Consider the following 15,368-nt stretch of genomic DNA (forward strand, 5'->3'; position numbering starts at 1 on the left):
GAATGAAATTTATTTTTTCAAAGCTTCATTTACATCTTTTGCTGTTTTTACCGTTCCGTCTTTCGCGGCTTTTGCAGCATTTTCTACTTTTTCAGCGCCTTTTTTAGTCGCATCTTTTACGTCAGTTGCTGTTTTTTTAGCGGCATTCTCAACATCATCAGCTGCTTTTTTAGTTGCATCTTTTACGTCTTGAGCTGCATTTTCTGTAGCATCTTTAGCTTTAGCTGCAGCATTTTCAGCTTTGCTGACTGCACTGTCTTTTACTTCTTTGATATCTGTTGTTAAAGAATCAACTTTGTTTCCAAGCGTTAATTCATCTTCTGCAGTTTTGTTTTCTTTTTTCTCGCATGATTGAACAGCAAATGCCAACAAGGCAATAACAGCTAAACTTAAAATTTGTTTTTTCATAATTTCATTTTTTTTAGGTTGATAAAACTTAAAGGTTAAATGGCTGAAAAATAAAAGTACAAATTTTAAAATGATTGAGCTCTTTGTAAGATTATTTTTCTTTTGAGAGCAAGACAATTCTCGTGCCAAAATTTAAAAATTATGTTGCTTGCATTATTTTTTTTAGAGGGAAAGACTAGTTTTTATAGAGGCTGAAATTAATTACAATGTCATCTTTAACTTTAATTAATCCAGCCATCTTTACAGGCGGCTCCAGCTCAATATCGGAGAATTTTAAACTAAGTGTTCCTTGAATTTTATCTTCGGTATTGTATAGTATAAAATCTTTGTACTTGAGCGTTTTATCGGTTATGAAAAAATTTAGTCTGCATTTGTAATTTTTCCCCATTGGTTTTATGTCGCATATAGAGACCGTGCTGTTTGGGAATTTTTTTGCTTTTACTGTTCCTTGTAAATCTTTCGTCATTATTTTGTTGCCACAATCAAAGTTCGACATTTTAATATCGGTATTAAAAGTGTTTTTTTTAGCAGAATTTACATAAACAGTATCTTTAATGGTAAAGATGTTAGAACAATTGTATTTGCCAACGGTTGATAGGCCTGTGATCTCAATTTTTATTTTATTTATAGGTACAGCTGTATCGTCTGTAAAAAAAGTGGGTTTAGCACTTCCTAAGAAAAAGAAAACGACTAAACCCATAATTAATATTTGTATTCTGTTTAACATTTTGTGTTAGAATGTGATTACCGCTTCGAACATCATTCCTTTGAAGTCTCCACCGTAAAGGTCATTTGGAACTGCTCCATTAAATTGAGCGAAGTTTTTATAATTTTGATCAACGTATTCTAATTTTGCTAGAATATTTTTAGTCATAAACCATCCAGCTGCAGCTTCAAATCTGTTGATCTGAATGTTTTGAGTATTAGCATTTGCTAGTTTTCCATCAACTAGGTTGTATTTACCGCCTACATAGAATCTTTCATTTTGGCCAAAACGGTACACAATATCTCCTACGTACTGATTTACTTTTCGTGTATCATCAGTTCCCTTGTAATCGCCTCCAGAAGTAAATTCTAATGTTCCGAAAAATTCAAGACCTTTATATTTGATAAATGGATTTATCATGTATGAAGTTGCCCAGTTTCCATATCCAGGGTTAAATCTTCCTGTGTCTTTGTTTGCAGTTGGATCAAAATTGTTTGCAACGGTACTGACTACAGCTCCAGTAGCAGGATTGATAATATTATAATCAGCGTGAGTCATTACACCATAAAAACGGCTTCCGGCTCTATCTGAAGCGTAAAGATTTCCGCTAGAATTTGCTGTGTGGTAATAAGAACCTGTTAATCTAATTCTTAAATCTTCATTAATTTGTTTGTCCCATCCTAATTTAGCAAGAATTGTAGGGCTGATGGTTGTATTCTGATCTGGTTTTGCAGGTGTAGCAGGCGTAACAACATATTCGTCTACTTTTTGGTTTAGTTTAGAGTTTGTAATTCCAATCATACTCACAAAACCTGATCTGTTATAGTAAAGTTCAGCTCCCATTTCGGTGATGAAGGCATCCATGATATTGTTTCCAACAAAAGGGTTCATAAGAGCATTTCCGTTATCAGATCTTCTAAAGTGGGCATCACCATAGTTGTTCTCCATCTGACCAATTTTAATGGTAGCATATTTCATGAAATCGGCTAAGAAATCTTTTTTAATGAAATCTAATTTGTCAATTTGCAAATAACCGCCTTTTACCCAAGTTTCGTTATGGTGCCTAGATGCCAAATAGACATCTAAATTTACGCGAACCCCATCATATAACTGAGCTCCAATAGTGAAGTTGGCATTTGGAAGGTTAAAATTGTTAGATAGATTATTTAATCTATAGCCGGGTGCTGTAGCTAAATCCTTTTGGTCATTAAACGAATTTACAGCTTGAAATTGAAGTGCAAATGCAGCGCCGATGTCTACACTTAGACCTTTATAAGCAACGGTATCTTTTTTTACATCAAATTGATTGATGCCTCTCTGGTCTCTTGGAATTTGATTTTGGATATGTCCAAAGCTTACCTGCGCCTGAACAGCAAATGTGCTGATTAATGTGACGAATAGAATATAAATTTTCTTCATGGCGTTTATAAATTAAAGTTTAAATTGAATTTTATTGTCAGGTCTTGACCTGTTTTTATTGTTCCAAGCATTGCTGTTGGTGCCTTCATTCCAAAATCGGTAAAAGTGATTTTATTAGTTCCCTGAAGGTTTAATCCGTCTTTTGTAACCGTTGTTTTTACAGAAGTTTTGTAAACTTTGCTAACTCCAGCAATAGTGTAGGTTCCTGTAAGTTCCCAAGTTGTTTCATTTACTTTTTCAGCAGATTTAAGAACATATTTAATGTTTTTGTTTTTATCTGTTTTCAAAGTTTCATAAGCCACTTTATCCATGCTTTTTTTCTCGCTTTTAACACTTTCAGCCAAAAGCGTTACAGTCAAAGCTTCAATGTCAGTTAGTTTTCCGTTAGCAATGTTTAAAGTTGCTGTTCCAGTTCCAGAAGCCGATTTCATTTCCCAATCGTGAAGCGTAGAAGTACCCGCGACAGAGAAAGTTGGTTTATTATCTAAGGCATATGATTTTTGTGCTGATGCAAATGATGTGATTCCGAAAATTGCTATAACAAGGGCGAATAATTTCATTTTATTGGTTTTCATTTTATTGGTTTTCATTTTTATTGTGATTTGATTTTAAAAAAGTAGATAAACTCGGCCAATTCTATCTTTAAGTGTATAATGTTGTTTTAACTTGTACCAAAGATCTGTCTATAAATCAGTTTAGTGCATGATAAAAGTCATTGTTAAAATTTTATTAAATTGGTATTTAATAACTACAACGTTTTCATTTTTTGAGCAATCGATAATAAAGGGGGTGAATTTTATTAAATTGATAATTTTAACATTTGGTTAAAAATTGAAAGACTTAAAAAGGATACCATTTTTAACATTATGAGTGAAATTATTTAGCTAAGAATAATATTGAAAATTACAGTTAAGTCTTTTCCTGCCTTTACAACTCCCATAGCCGCTTTAGGAGGTGTCATTTCAAAATCGCCAAAAGTGATTTGATTAGAACCCTGCAAAATAATGCTTCCTTTGCTTGAAGTTACTTTTACCTGAGTTTTGTATTCTTTGCTTACACCTGCAATAGTGTACACGCCTGTTAGGTTCCAAGTGGTTTCATCAACTTTTTCAGCAGATTTTAAAACATACTCAATGTATTTATGTGTTTCAGTATCCATTGCTTCATATGCCACTTTATCCATGCTTGCTTTGTAGCTTTTTAAACTTTCGGCTAGTAAGGAAATAGATAGGCTATTTATGCCGGCAAGTTTAGAATCTTTGATTATTAAGGTAGCATTTCCTGTTCCTTCTGTAGATTTCATTACCCAATCGTGTACTGTAGACGTTCCTGCTACTTCAAAAGTGGAGTTTGCAGCTACAGTAAAATTTCTTTGCGCATTTGTCTGTAATGAAATTGCTGTAAAAATAATTGTCAGAAAAAATGATTGAATTGTTTTCATGTTGATAAAGTATAGGTTAATCATTCAAATGAGGAAGCTTAAATTCAGTTAGTGTTAAAAAATTGAAGAGCTATCCTGATTTCTTAGACCAAAATTATCGCGCGCGTGAAGAAAAAGAAATGATAAAAATCATGGCGAAAGTTTTATTAAATTAGTATAGTAGTAAGGTACTGCCCGTTGTTATTGCTTGGGTCTTCATTTTTATAAAATAAAAACACGGTTTAACTGTTTGCTTATTAATGTGTTGTGTTCTTCTGTGAAAAATGTCAGTGTTAATTTTTGACTGGCTTTTTTTGAGCTTTAGCTAAGAATGAATGTAAAAACCAAGCAAAAAATGACAAAAGTGATTAACTTTGCAGTATGCAAATGGAGAAAAAAGACATAAGAGCCTTATCAAAAGAACAGCTTCGCGATTTTTTTGTTGAAAATGGAGATAAAGCTTTTCGAGGAAATCAGGTTTATGAGTGGTTATGGAGCAAAGGTGCTCATAGTTTTGAAGATATGACAAACGTAGCAAAAACTACTAGGTCTATGCTTGAAAACAATTTTGTAATCAACCACATTAAGGTCGATACAATGCAGAAAAGCAGTGATGGAACAGTAAAAAATGCTGTGCGCCTTCATGATGGTCTTGTGGTTGAATCGGTTTTGATTCCGACAGAGACAAGAACTACTGCCTGCGTCTCTAGTCAGGTGGGCTGCAGTTTAGATTGCAATTTCTGTGCAACAGCAAGATTAAAAAGAATGCGAAATCTAGAACCTGGCGAAATCTACGATCAGGTTCTGGCAATCGATAAAGAAAGCCGTCTGTATTATAATCATCCGCTTTCAAACATCGTTTTCATGGGAATGGGAGAGCCTTTAATGAATTACAATAATGTCATTAAAGCAATAGACATGATTACTTCTGAAGAAGGACTGGGAATGTCTCCTAAACGAATCATGGTTTCGACTTCGGGGATTCCGAAAATGATCAAGAAAATGGCAGACGATGATGTGAAGTTCAAATTGGCAGTTTCTTTGCACTCTGCGATAGATGAAACTCGTGCGCGCATTATGCCCTTCAGTAAAAATTTTCCTTTAAAAGATTTGCGAGAAGCATTAGAATATTGGTATAGAAAAACAAAAAGCAAGGTTTCTTACGAATATGTGGTTTGGAAAGGAATTAACGATGATAAAGCTTCTGTCGATGCATTGGTTAAATTCTGTAAATATGTGCCGTGCAAGGTCAATTTGATCGAATATAATCCGATTGATGATGGCGAATTTCAGCAGGCTTCAGAAGAATCAATTATGGCGTACATAAAAGCGCTTGAAAATATTGGAGTAGTCGTAAAAGTGAGAAGAAGCCGAGGCAAAGACATTGACGCCGCCTGCGGGCAATTGGCTAATAAAGAAGCATAAAAAAAATACTCCTTTTGAACTGCCCCCAAAAAGTTAGACACTATATGGGGGCATTTTTATGGAAAGAAAAGTCAAGTACAATTATGAATTTAAACTTCACTGTGTAGAAGAAGTTTTAAAAAATCACAAAGGATTAGAGCCCACTGCTTCAAAGTATGACATATCCAACACCAGCCTAAAAAGATGGATTAGTTTCTATATGAAATTTGGCAGTGAAGGACTGCTTCCAAAATCAAGAAATACAAAATACAGCTTAAATTTTAAGTTAAAAGTATTGCATTCTATTGACAATAAGGCCTTATCTTTGGGCAAAGCCTGTTTAGCATTCAATATTCCTGCAAAATCCACAATACTTAGTTGGCAGCAAGAATATAAAAGAGATGGTTTAAAAGGTTTGAAGCTTAAACCCAAAGGCAGAACTCCAGCTATGAATTTTAAAAGAAAACCACGCAAAACAAACCAGCCCTTAACTCGAGAAGAAGAACTTTTAAAGGAACTGGAATATTTACGAGCAGAGAACGAAATTTTAAAAAAGTTCAATGCCTTAGTTCAAGCCGAACAAGCCAAACAAAACAAAAGGCTCAAACCATAATGGAATTAAGGCATAAATACGATTTAGATGTTTTGCTAAATTGTATGGACATGGTTAGAAGCACTTATTATTACTATGAAAAAAAGAAGCAGGCAATAGATAAATATCAAGAAATAAAGCAGTTAATCAAAGATATTTATAATCATCACAAAGGGCGGTTAGGCTACAGGCGCATTACTTTGTTAATCAAACAAAAAGGAATCTTAATTAATCATAAAACAATACTGAGATTGATGAAGGCTTTAGGACTGAAAAGTTTAATCCGCGTCAAAAAATACAAATCATACAAAGGAGACCAGGGAAAAATAGCTCCTAATTTGCTTCAGCGCAACTTTAAGGCCTGCAGGCCTAATGAGAAATGGGCAACTGACATAACGGAATTTAATGTATCGGGTAGCAAATTATACCTTTCTCCGATTATTGATTTATTTAATGGAGAAATTATAAGTTATGAATTATCTGAAAGGCCGCATTTTGAACAAATAACAGCCATGCTTAAAAAGTCTTTTAGAAGGATACCCAAAAATACAAATCTGATATTGCACTCAGATCAGGGTTGGCAGTACCAAATGAAAAAGTATCAATCGCTGCTTAAAGAGAAAGGAATCAAACAAAGTATGTCCAGAAAAGGAAATTGCCTAGATAATGCAGTGATCGAAAATTTCTTTGGAATTTTAAAATCAGAGCTCTTTTATCTTAAGAAATACATCTCTGTAAATCAATTAAAAAAAGAGATCGAAGAATATATAAAATATTATAATAACGAAAGAATCAAACTTAATCTAAAAGGAATGAGCCCGATACAATATCGAGCTCATTATTATCAAATTTAATTATAAATTCGTCTAAACTTTTGGGTGCAGTCTATTTTAGGGAATCGGAAAATAAAAAAAGCATTAAAAGCAAGGTATAAGCCTTGTTTCTAATGCTTTTTTCTTGGACAAAAAGGATGCTATTTTTTCAAATCTATTTCTTCTGTAACTCCGTCTTTTGTTACTGTTGCAAGAGTGTCGCATTCTCCGTTTCCATAATCTATAGTAGCCGTAGCGCCATTTTTAGTAATAGAAACAATTCCTTTTACTGCAATAGATTTTTTACATGCAGCTTTAAATTCTAAAGGTGTAGTGATTTCTGCTGAAAAAGTATCTCCGTTAGGGAAAGTTGTAGAACCGCTTCCAGTAACCACAAAAACATTATCATCCCAGTCAAACCAAGTGTCATAACCAGAAGTCATTTCTTTAGTCAAAGTTCCTTTTCTAGTATAAACTCCGCCATCATCAAAAGTAATTGTCAGGTCAATTGAAGCTGTCAAAACAGGATGCGGTGTTACCAATAAATCAGTTTCTTTAATAGTTCTTACGATAGTTTTGCTTCCTTGGATTTTTTTGCCATTATGATAAAATCCTTCAAAAGTATAGCTGATGGTTTGTGTGGAAGAAGTGAAATCATTTGAAAAAGAAACAACCATTTTTCCTTTTACTGTATTTCCGTTGTTAAGCGTACAGCCTTCAGCACCAAAATCTACTGTCTTTGTCCAAGTGTTATTGGTTAGAACTGTAGTAATCGTGGCGCAGCTTGGGAGAAAATTTTTTATTGGTCCGCCTGGTTTTGAATTTACATTAAGCTGAGAGCTAAACTGATCTTCAGCAATGTTGGTTACATCCTCTACAGAAGCATCGATTTTCGAATTGGCTATAATTTCTTGGTTGGTAATCGCAGCTCCTGATCCGTCATTTGTTTTTTCATCAGAACTACAGCCGATGAAAAAAGACATACTAATACAAGTACTAATTAATAAAAATTTTGCTTTCATAAATAAATAGTTTTAGGTTCTTTTTCTAGTTAATGAATTCAAATTAGTATTAGTTAGAGGTATTTTTGGTGTTTTTTTTCAAGGCAAGACATAAAATATTACAATCCTAACCTAAAATACACAACGTATTTTTATTTAAAATAGTATATTTGGAGTCTAAATGAATATTACGTCTCAAATAAAGCAGCCTATTTTTAACGAGATGGAACTTTTCGAGAAAAAGTTCCATGAATCGATGACCTCTAAGGTTGCGTTATTAAACAGAATCACTTATTATATTGTAAACCGTAAGGGAAAACAGATGCGTCCGATGTTTGTTTTTCTCACTGCAAAAATGGTTTCTGGCGGTACTGTAAACGAGAGAACGTATCGAGGAGCTTCGGTAATTGAGCTTATTCACACCGCAACTTTAGTGCACGATGACGTCGTAGACGATAGTAATCGCCGCCGCGGATTTTTCTCTATCAATGCGCTTTGGAAAAACAAAATTGCAGTCTTGGTTGGAGACTATTTATTGTCTAAAGGTTTGTTGCTTTCTATTGACAATGGCGATTTCGATCTGCTAAGAATCATCTCTGTTGCTGTTCGTGAAATGAGTGAAGGCGAATTGCTTCAAATAGAAAAAGCAAGACGGCTTGATATTACTGAAGACGTTTACTACGAAATCATCAGAAAGAAAACAGCGACACTTATTGCGGCCTGTTGTGCGCTTGGCGCGAAAGCTGTAATAGAAGATGATGTTCAGGTAGAAAATATGCGCAAGTTTGGCGAATTGATCGGTATGGCGTTTCAAATCAAAGATGATTTATTTGATTACAGCGAAGAAGCGATCGGAAAACCAACAGGAATCGATATTAAGGAACAGAAAATGACGCTGCCTTTAATTCATGTTTTAAATACTTGTACTCCACAAGAAAAAAAGTGGCTGATAAACTCCATCAAAAACCACAACAAAGACAAAAAACGAGTAAAAGAAGTTATTGCTTTTGTAAAAAATAATAATGGATTGGCTTACGCCGAAAACAAAATGGTGCAATTCCAGCAGGAAGCACTTTCTCTTCTAGAAAATTATCCAGATTCTGAGTTCAAAGCAGCGCTTACCTTAATGGTAAATTATGTTATTGAAAGAAAAAAATAATCTTTTTTTAATTAGACAATCGTAAAAATTTTTAATTCGATGATTGATTTACTCTATTGTAAATCAGTCATATATTTCTTGCTGTTGGAATTTGGATTTTTTTTTTGAAATTTTTCATAACCTCATGCAACCATTTTAAATCGACAATCGTCTATGCTAATAGAAGTCTGTTTCTAAAACCAAAACCGAACGCTTATTAATGAAAATTATACCATTACATCAAGAAGAAACCAAAATCATAAAGCTGGCTGTCGAGAATAATCGTCAGGCACAGCAGCAGATTTACAGTAAGTTTTCTTCTAAAATGTTAAGCGTGTGTCGGCAATATATAAAAGACATTCAGTTGGCCGAAGATGTAATGATAACGGCTTTTATGAAGGTATTTACCAATCTGAAAAACTTTGAACACAAAGGAAGTTTTGAAGGCTGGATTCGACGGATTATGGTTAACGAATGCATTTCGTATTTAAGAGTTCAGAAAAAAGTAAAATTTGCCGAAGACGAGTTTTTTGTAGAAGAAAGCTTTAATGAAATCGATAGCCAATTTACGGTAGAACAGATTCAGTATTTAATTGATGCTTTGCCAGACGGCTACAAAATGATTTTCAATTTATATGCGATTGAAGGTTACAAACACAATGAAATTGCCAAGATGCTTGGAATTAATGAAGGAACATCAAAATCGCAATTATCGCACGCTAGAAAAATGCTGCAAACACAAATTACTATTTTAAAAAAACAAGATAATGGAACCGAATAATTTTGAAAAGGATTTCCGTGAAAAACTAAATCAACGCAAAATTGAGCCAAGCAGCAAAGCCTGGGATCGATTGGATGCAATGTTGGCTGTAGCTGAAGAAAATGAGCCAATTAAGCTTAATTCTAAAAAATCTAAAAGAAAATGGCTGTATATCGCTGCAAGCTTCATTGGATTTTTATTGGTGGGAACTTTGTTTTTCAATCAAAATAAAAAAACAGTTAAAGCGCCAGAAACGGTAATTGTAGAAAAAGAAACTGAAACAAAAAAAGAATCAGTTGCAGAACCTGTCTTAAAGGCTATCGACTCAGTAAAAACAGAAACTTCAATAGTTGAAACGACTTTAGAAGAGACAGTAAATAAAAAGGAAAGAGCTAATGTCAAAGCTTCGGAGCAAATTTCAAACAAAACCATTCATAATAAAACTAATCTAGTAGCGGAGTCTTCAATCATCATCAAAAACAATCACGAAAAACAATCAGTAAACAATCAAACTCAAATTGCAGAAACTTCAAAAAATGAAAATGTCGATCAATTATTAGAAACAGCCGAAAATAAAATTCTAGCCGAAAATGGAACGAAGCCAAAATCAAAAATCAAAATTAATTCTAACGATTTGTTAGATCAGGTTGACGGCGAATTGGAACTTTCTTTTAGGGAAAAAATGATTGCAAAAATCAATAAAAGTTATCACACGGTTAAAGTTGCCGTTGAAAATCGAAACGTTAAAAATTAAATCATCAATCAAATCAATCAAAAAAAAGTAATCATGAAAAATTTTACAATTTATCTATTTCTCTTGGTGTTCCTGCTCGTTACAAAAATGGTAGGGCAAGAAACTTTCGAGAAGAAAGCAAAAGCAATTGCAGTTAATATCGAGAACATAACAAATGAAGAGAAAGCGGCATTAAAGAAAGAAGTCGATGAAGTCAATAATCAATTGGTAGAAGGAACAATCACTAAAGAAGAAGCAGAGAAGAAAAAGAAAGATTTTGCAGAAAAAAGGGCTCGCAATATTGAAAATAGAGTAGCTCTTGAACAGGAAAAGCTGCAGGAATTGGTTCAGGAAAAAGTTGACGGAAAAGTAGATTACAACAAAGACAAAGGAGGGACTATATTGTTGATTGGCGGCAGCAATGATTCCATCAGACCGCATCAGACAGAAATAAAAATTCCTGCAATGAAAGTTTACAACGGACAAGATGACAAAGTGAAAAGAGAATCTAAAAGAACAACTTCTCAATTTGTATTTGCAATGGGCTTAAACAGTACAATGATTGATGGCAAACTGCAAGATTCTAATTATGATTTTATAGGTTCGCATTTTTACGAGTGGGGTTTGACTCTGAATTCAAGAATTCTAAACGATAATAATTTGCTGCACGCTAAATATGGACTTTCATTGATGTATAATAATCTTCGGCCGACAGATAATCGCAGTTTTGTTGTAAATGGCAATCAGACAGATTTAATTACAAATCCGATACATTTAAAAGAATCTCGTTTTAGAAATGTATATTTAGTAGTTCCTGTCCATTTAGAATTTGATTTTTCGAAAGACGGGAATTACGATGGGAAACCATATTTTAGAACGCACAAAGGATTCAGAATGGGATTTGGGGGTTATGCCGGAATAAATGTAAAATCGAAACAGATTTTAAAATTTGAAGACAATGACTATAAAACCACACAAAAAACAAAAGGAGATTATAATGTAAATAATTTCATTTACGGATTAAGTTCATATGTGGGGTACAAGGAAATAAGTCTGTATCTGAAATATGATTTGAATCCGATATTTAAAAATAATACAATCGACGAGAACAATATTTCATTAGGTATTCGTTTTGATTTCAATTAAAAATAAAATTAAGTTTAGTTAGTAAAGGGCATCTCGAGAGAGGTGCTTTTTTTGATTTAAAATGATAAAAATTCCAACAAGATTTGCGTATTTTTGCAAGCTCTCAACTTTTTAAATTTAATACACTTTGATTTCACAAACCACCATTGATGCTGTTTTTGAAACTGCTCGAGTAGAGGAGGTTATTGGCGATTTTGTCAATTTAAAACGCGCAGGAAGTAATTTTAAAGGATTGAGTCCATTCTCAGATGAGCGCTCGCCATCGTTCATGGTATCGCCCGCAAAAGGAATTTGGAAAGACTTTAGTACAGGAAAAGGAGGAAACTCTGTTAAATTTTTAATGGAGCATTCTCAGTTTACCTATCCAGAGGCCATTCGGTATTTAGCTAAAAAATACAATATCGAAATTGAAGAGACCGAACAGACAGAAGCAGAAAAAGCAAATACAGACATTCGCGAAAGTATGTATTTGGTTTCTGAATTTGCAGCCAAATATTTTCAGGATGTCTTGGTGAATTCTGAAGAAGGTAAAGCAATTGGTTTGTCTTACTTTAAAGAAAGAGGATTTACCAACGAAACCATCAAAAAATTCAGTTTAGGATATTCTCCAGAAACTTGGGATGCTTTCACCAAAGAAGCATTAGGAAAAGGATACAAACTAGAATTTCTGGAAAGCACAGGTCTGACAATTCCAAGAGAAGACCGTCCTTTTGACCGTTTTAAAGGGAGAGTAATGTTTCCGATTCAAAGTATGTCGGGGCGCGTTTTGGGTTTTGGAGGACGTATTTTGACCAATGATAAAAAAGCGGCGAAATACCTGAATTCGCCAGAAAGTGACATTTACCATAAAAGTAAAGTTCTTTACGGAATTTATCACGCCAAGCAATCTATAGCGAAGCAAAACAACTGTTATTTAGTAGAAGGTTATACCGATGTGATCCAGTTTAGTCAAGCCGGAATCGAAAATGTTGTGGCTTCGTCTGGAACTGCTTTAACCCCAGATCAAATTCGTTTGATCAATCGTCTGACGCGAAATATCACCGTTCTTTTTGATGGAGATGCGGCTGGTTTGCGCGCCTCTATTCGAGGAATTGATTTAATTCTAGAGGAAGGAATGAATGTGCGTGTTTGTTCTTTTCCTGATGGAGAAGACCCTGACAGTTTTGCGCGAAAAAATTCGCATGATGATTTAGTTGCGTATCTAGAAAACAACAGCAAAGATTTTATACAGTTTAAAGCTTCGATTTTAATGGGCGAAGCTAAAAATGACCCTATAAAAAAAGCTGACTTGATTCGTGATATGGTCTCGAGTATTTCTAAAATACCGGATCGAATCCAGCGTGAAGTATATATTCAGGAATGTGCCCGAATCATGGATATTTCGGAGCAGGTTTTGACGAGTACCTTGGCACAGCTAATCCAAAAAGATATAGCCGATGCTAATAAAAAGCTAAAACAGGAGCAAAAACCTTTTGAGGTGGTTAGAAACCAGCCTCCGCAAGCGGGTACTTTTTCGGGTGGAGATCCAGAAGATCCGAGAACAGGACCGCCAGATGATTATCCAGGAGATCCGGGATATTATCCGCAGGAGCAAAATCAGAAAGTAGATATTTTGTATGGTTTCGAAAGGAAGGTTATTGAGGTATTGCTTTTGTATGGAGGCGTTGTCGAAAGTTTTGAAGATGTTTTCTTAAGGGCAGATGAAGAAGGAAATGTAAAAGAAGTTTCGGAAAGAAGACAATACAAAGTATTTGAAAAAATATATTTAAGTCTGCAGGAAGATGAAATAGAGCTGTCAAACGTTTTGTTTCAAAATATTTACAATAACATTATTAATTTTTACAATCAAAACGAAACTTTTAGCCTCGATAAATATTTAATGCATTTAGAGCCAGAATTTGCTCAGGAAGTGACAAATATTTTAATGGAAGACGAGAGATTGACCATTCATAATTGGGAAGGACAAAATATTTTTCCAAAGCAAAAAAGTGAAACTATAGAGCAGAATGTCTCAGAAACGATATTTTCCATGAGATGGTATCTGGTGTCTAGAATTATTGCAGAATTAAAGAATTCTCTTTTAACCAATCCGCAAGAGGACAATTCGGAAATTCTGAGTATGGTTATCGATTATTATAAGCTGCTGAATAATTTTTCTAGGAAATTAGGCCGAGTGGTGGTGCCTTATCACTAAAAAGAGAAAAACTCTATCTAATTCTGATAAATCAAAAAAGATAGAGTTTTTATAAGGTTTCGATGTACTTAAACTAAGTAGTCGATCGGTAATTAGATAATTTCTAAAGTCTTAGCTTTGTTTACTAAGTCAACTAAATTAGTAACATTTAATTTAGTTAATAATCTTAGTTTGTAGGTACTGATCGTTTTTTCGTTCAGATTTAAGATTTTAGAGATTTCGTTGTTTTTCTTACCATCACTTAAATAACGTAAAACTTCGATTTCGCGGTTAGAAAGTTTTCTGTACAGACGCTCACTTTTGCTTTGTTTAGCAATAAGTGCCATGTTTTTACGTACTGTTTCGTTGATGATAATTTTTCCTTCGTGTACTTTAATAATAGAATGACCTAATGTTTCAAGTTTTTCTGTTTTGTGCACATACCCAGAAACTCCTGCTTTAATTGCATTTGGAGCATACATTTGCTCTGCAAGATCACTGAAAATAACAATTTTTGTTTTTGGGAAGTTTTTCAGGATAGATTTAATTTCAAAGATGCTCGAAAGACCTTCTAACTCTAAATCTAGAATTAAAATATCGATCTCCTTCGTTTGAAGAATATCTCTAACCATTGAAAAATTGCCGACATTGGCAACAATTGAAATTTGATCGTGGTCTTTGAAATAAGACTTAACGCCAAAGTGCGTCACAGGATGATTGTCTGCTAGACATACTTTAATCATAATTTTTACCTTTTTTAGAATTGTTCATGTTTTTGGAACGGTAAAATTAATAAATAAATTCTGTAATAACTCGCAGAGAATGTTAAAATGTGTTATTTTAACGTTTTTGGTATTAAACAGACTGGAATTGGGTCCATTTTATGCTTGTTGTTGGTGTTTAGTCTTTTATAAATTTCAAAGACAGATTTTTCTCTCCCTTCAAAGTCAGATGCCGTATTTCCTGACTCCGCGGCTAACATCGCCCATTCCAATTCATCATAACTTGCGCCCAATTGGTCTTCATCGGTACGATTGTCGCCAAATAATCCGTCGGTAGGAGCAGCTGTTAAAATAGATTGTGGAATTTGCAAAAATTCTCCTAAAGCGTATACGTCAGATTTCATTAAATCGGCAATCGGACTTAAATCTACGCCGCCATCTCCATATTTTGTGTAAAAACCTACGCCAAAATCTTCAACTTTATTTCCAGTTCCGGCAACAAGCAAACCATGAATTCCGGCCAAATAATATAAAGAAGTCATTCTAATGCGTGCACGCGTGTTGGCTAAAGCTAAATTTACTTTCGCAGCATCGTCTGTTGCAGGTACGGCACTTTTAAAAGATTCAAAAGTTTCTGTCAAATCGGTCTTAACATCAGCAACATTTGGAAAGCGTTTTTTAAGCTGGTCAATATGCTCTCTTCCTCTCGAAACTTGGCTTTCTGCCTGATGAATAGGCATTTCTACACATAAAACTTTCAGTCCGGTCTGTGCGCATAAAGTCGAAGTTACTGCAGAATCTACACCGCCAGAGATTCCAATTACAAAACCATTTACTTTTGCATTAGTAGCATAATTTTTTAACCACTCTACAATGTGCGTATTTACTTTTTCTGTCTGAATTGTGCTTTTTTTAGCCATAATAGTTTAAGTTT

At 34.2% G+C, this 15,368-nt stretch carries 16 protein-coding genes; 8 read left to right on the forward strand and 8 right to left on the reverse strand.

The annotated features are described in order from the left end of the window. Positions 1–9: 9 nt before the first annotated feature. From N4T20_RS08670 to N4T20_RS08690, 5 genes are all read right to left on the reverse strand, one after another. Positions 10–408, reverse strand: a complete 399-nt coding sequence (locus N4T20_RS08670; RefSeq protein ID WP_260672639.1) for a hypothetical protein — start codon at positions 406–408, stop codon at positions 10–12. Between the two features lie 175 nt (positions 409–583). Then, a complete protein-coding gene (locus N4T20_RS08675) occupies positions 584–1,135 on the reverse strand; it encodes a hypothetical protein (RefSeq protein WP_260672640.1) in 552 nt (183 codons plus the stop codon). Positions 1,136–1,141: 6 nt separating this feature from the next. Beyond that, positions 1,142–2,533 carry a hypothetical protein gene (locus tag N4T20_RS08680; protein WP_260672641.1) on the reverse strand — a complete coding sequence of 464 codons (1,392 nt, stop codon included), beginning with the start codon at positions 2,531–2,533 and terminating at the stop codon, positions 1,142–1,144. A gap of 5 nt (positions 2,534–2,538) precedes the next feature. Next, on the reverse strand, positions 2,539–3,123 hold the full coding sequence (locus N4T20_RS08685; RefSeq protein WP_260672642.1) for a YceI family protein: 585 nt from the start codon (positions 3,121–3,123) through the stop codon (positions 2,539–2,541). 290 nt (positions 3,124–3,413) lie between these two features. Continuing rightward, positions 3,414–3,974, reverse strand: a complete 561-nt coding sequence (locus N4T20_RS08690) for a YceI family protein (RefSeq protein ID WP_260672643.1) — start codon at positions 3,972–3,974, stop codon at positions 3,414–3,416. A gap of 360 nt (positions 3,975–4,334) precedes the next feature. Between N4T20_RS08690 and rlmN the strand changes: the two genes are divergently transcribed. From rlmN to N4T20_RS08705, 3 genes are read left to right on the forward strand one after another with little or no spacing between them, the layout of a single operon-like run. After that, the gene (gene rlmN / locus N4T20_RS08695) at positions 4,335–5,378 is read left to right on the forward strand and encodes a 23S rRNA (adenine(2503)-C(2))-methyltransferase RlmN (protein WP_260672644.1); all 1,044 of its coding nucleotides are present in this window, start codon (positions 4,335–4,337) and stop codon (positions 5,376–5,378) included. 58 nt (positions 5,379–5,436) lie between these two features. Beyond that, complete coding sequence (locus N4T20_RS08700; protein WP_260671639.1) at positions 5,437–5,970, forward strand: helix-turn-helix domain-containing protein; 534 nt, start codon at positions 5,437–5,439, stop codon at positions 5,968–5,970. Then, positions 5,880–6,803, forward strand: a complete 924-nt coding sequence (locus N4T20_RS08705) for an IS3 family transposase (protein ID WP_260673091.1) — start codon at positions 5,880–5,882, stop codon at positions 6,801–6,803. Before N4T20_RS08700 ends, N4T20_RS08705 begins: the two co-directional genes overlap by 91 nt. A gap of 119 nt (positions 6,804–6,922) precedes the next feature. On the opposite strand, the gene N4T20_RS08710 is transcribed toward N4T20_RS08705, so the two are convergent. Beyond that, positions 6,923–7,783: a hypothetical protein gene (locus N4T20_RS08710; protein ID WP_260672645.1), complete on the reverse strand. Its 861-nt coding sequence runs from the start codon at positions 7,781–7,783 to the stop codon at positions 6,923–6,925. 160 nt (positions 7,784–7,943) lie between these two features. Between N4T20_RS08710 and N4T20_RS08715 the strand changes: the two genes are divergently transcribed. The 5 genes from N4T20_RS08715 (at position 7,944) to dnaG (ending at position 13,733) form a co-directional block, all read left to right on the forward strand. Next, positions 7,944–8,921 (forward strand): polyprenyl synthetase family protein, encoded by a 978-nt coding sequence (locus N4T20_RS08715; protein ID WP_260672646.1) that lies wholly within the window; start codon positions 7,944–7,946, stop codon positions 8,919–8,921. A 199-nt stretch (positions 8,922–9,120) separates the two neighbouring features. After that, positions 9,121–9,681, forward strand: coding sequence for an RNA polymerase sigma factor (locus N4T20_RS08720; RefSeq protein WP_260672647.1), 561 nt, complete (start codon positions 9,121–9,123; stop codon positions 9,679–9,681). After that, positions 9,668–10,414, forward strand: a complete 747-nt coding sequence (locus N4T20_RS08725) for a hypothetical protein (RefSeq protein WP_260672648.1) — start codon at positions 9,668–9,670, stop codon at positions 10,412–10,414. The genes N4T20_RS08720 and N4T20_RS08725 overlap by 14 nt, the downstream gene beginning before the upstream one ends. A gap of 33 nt (positions 10,415–10,447) precedes the next feature. Further along, the gene (locus tag N4T20_RS08730) at positions 10,448–11,539 is read left to right on the forward strand and encodes a hypothetical protein (protein ID WP_260672649.1); all 1,092 of its coding nucleotides are present in this window, start codon (positions 10,448–10,450) and stop codon (positions 11,537–11,539) included. 127 nt (positions 11,540–11,666) lie between these two features. Further along, complete coding sequence (gene dnaG / locus N4T20_RS08735) at positions 11,667–13,733, forward strand: DNA primase (RefSeq protein WP_260672650.1); 2,067 nt, start codon at positions 11,667–11,669, stop codon at positions 13,731–13,733. A 92-nt stretch (positions 13,734–13,825) separates the two neighbouring features. Here dnaG and N4T20_RS08740 read toward each other — a convergent pair whose 3' ends face one another. Both N4T20_RS08740 and nadE read right to left on the reverse strand, forming a co-directional pair. Then, positions 13,826–14,455, reverse strand: a complete 630-nt coding sequence (locus N4T20_RS08740) for a response regulator transcription factor (protein ID WP_008467169.1) — start codon at positions 14,453–14,455, stop codon at positions 13,826–13,828. A gap of 92 nt (positions 14,456–14,547) precedes the next feature. Beyond that, entirely contained in the window at positions 14,548–15,354 is an 807-nt protein-coding gene (gene nadE / locus N4T20_RS08745; RefSeq protein WP_260672651.1) for an NAD(+) synthase, read from the reverse strand. Positions 15,355–15,368: the final 14 nt, after the last annotated feature.

The sequence above is a fragment of the Flavobacterium sp. TR2 genome, assembly GCF_025252405.1.
Classification (GTDB): Bacteria; Bacteroidota; Bacteroidia; order Flavobacteriales; family Flavobacteriaceae; genus Flavobacterium.

What these genes read in the sequence shown, in the direction of transcription:
- N4T20_RS08670 (WP_260672639.1), bottom strand. Translation starts at nt 408, where the DNA reads ATGAAAAAACAAATTTTAAGTTTAGCTGTTATTGCCTTGTTGGCATTT.
- N4T20_RS08675 (WP_260672640.1), bottom strand. Translation starts at nt 1,135, where the DNA reads ATGTTAAACAGAATACAAATATTAATTATGGGTTTAGTCGTTTTCTTT.
- N4T20_RS08680 (WP_260672641.1), bottom strand. Translation starts at nt 2,533, where the DNA reads ATGAAGAAAATTTATATTCTATTCGTCACATTAATCAGCACATTTGCT.
- N4T20_RS08685 (WP_260672642.1), bottom strand. Translation starts at nt 3,123, where the DNA reads ATGAAAACCAATAAAATGAAAACCAATAAAATGAAATTATTCGCCCTT.
- N4T20_RS08690 (WP_260672643.1), bottom strand. Translation starts at nt 3,974, where the DNA reads ATGAAAACAATTCAATCATTTTTTCTGACAATTATTTTTACAGCAATT.
- rlmN (WP_260672644.1), top strand. Translation starts at nt 4,335, where the DNA reads ATGCAAATGGAGAAAAAAGACATAAGAGCCTTATCAAAAGAACAGCTT.
- N4T20_RS08700 (WP_260671639.1), top strand. Translation starts at nt 5,437, where the DNA reads ATGGAAAGAAAAGTCAAGTACAATTATGAATTTAAACTTCACTGTGTA.
- N4T20_RS08710 (WP_260672645.1), bottom strand. Translation starts at nt 7,783, where the DNA reads ATGAAAGCAAAATTTTTATTAATTAGTACTTGTATTAGTATGTCTTTT.
- N4T20_RS08715 (WP_260672646.1), top strand. Translation starts at nt 7,944, where the DNA reads ATGAATATTACGTCTCAAATAAAGCAGCCTATTTTTAACGAGATGGAA.
- N4T20_RS08720 (WP_260672647.1), top strand. Translation starts at nt 9,121, where the DNA reads ATGAAAATTATACCATTACATCAAGAAGAAACCAAAATCATAAAGCTG.
- N4T20_RS08725 (WP_260672648.1), top strand. Translation starts at nt 9,668, where the DNA reads ATGGAACCGAATAATTTTGAAAAGGATTTCCGTGAAAAACTAAATCAA.
- N4T20_RS08730 (WP_260672649.1), top strand. Translation starts at nt 10,448, where the DNA reads ATGAAAAATTTTACAATTTATCTATTTCTCTTGGTGTTCCTGCTCGTT.
- N4T20_RS08740 (WP_008467169.1), bottom strand. Translation starts at nt 14,455, where the DNA reads ATGATTAAAGTATGTCTAGCAGACAATCATCCTGTGACGCACTTTGGC.
- nadE (WP_260672651.1), bottom strand. Translation starts at nt 15,354, where the DNA reads ATGGCTAAAAAAAGCACAATTCAGACAGAAAAAGTAAATACGCACATT.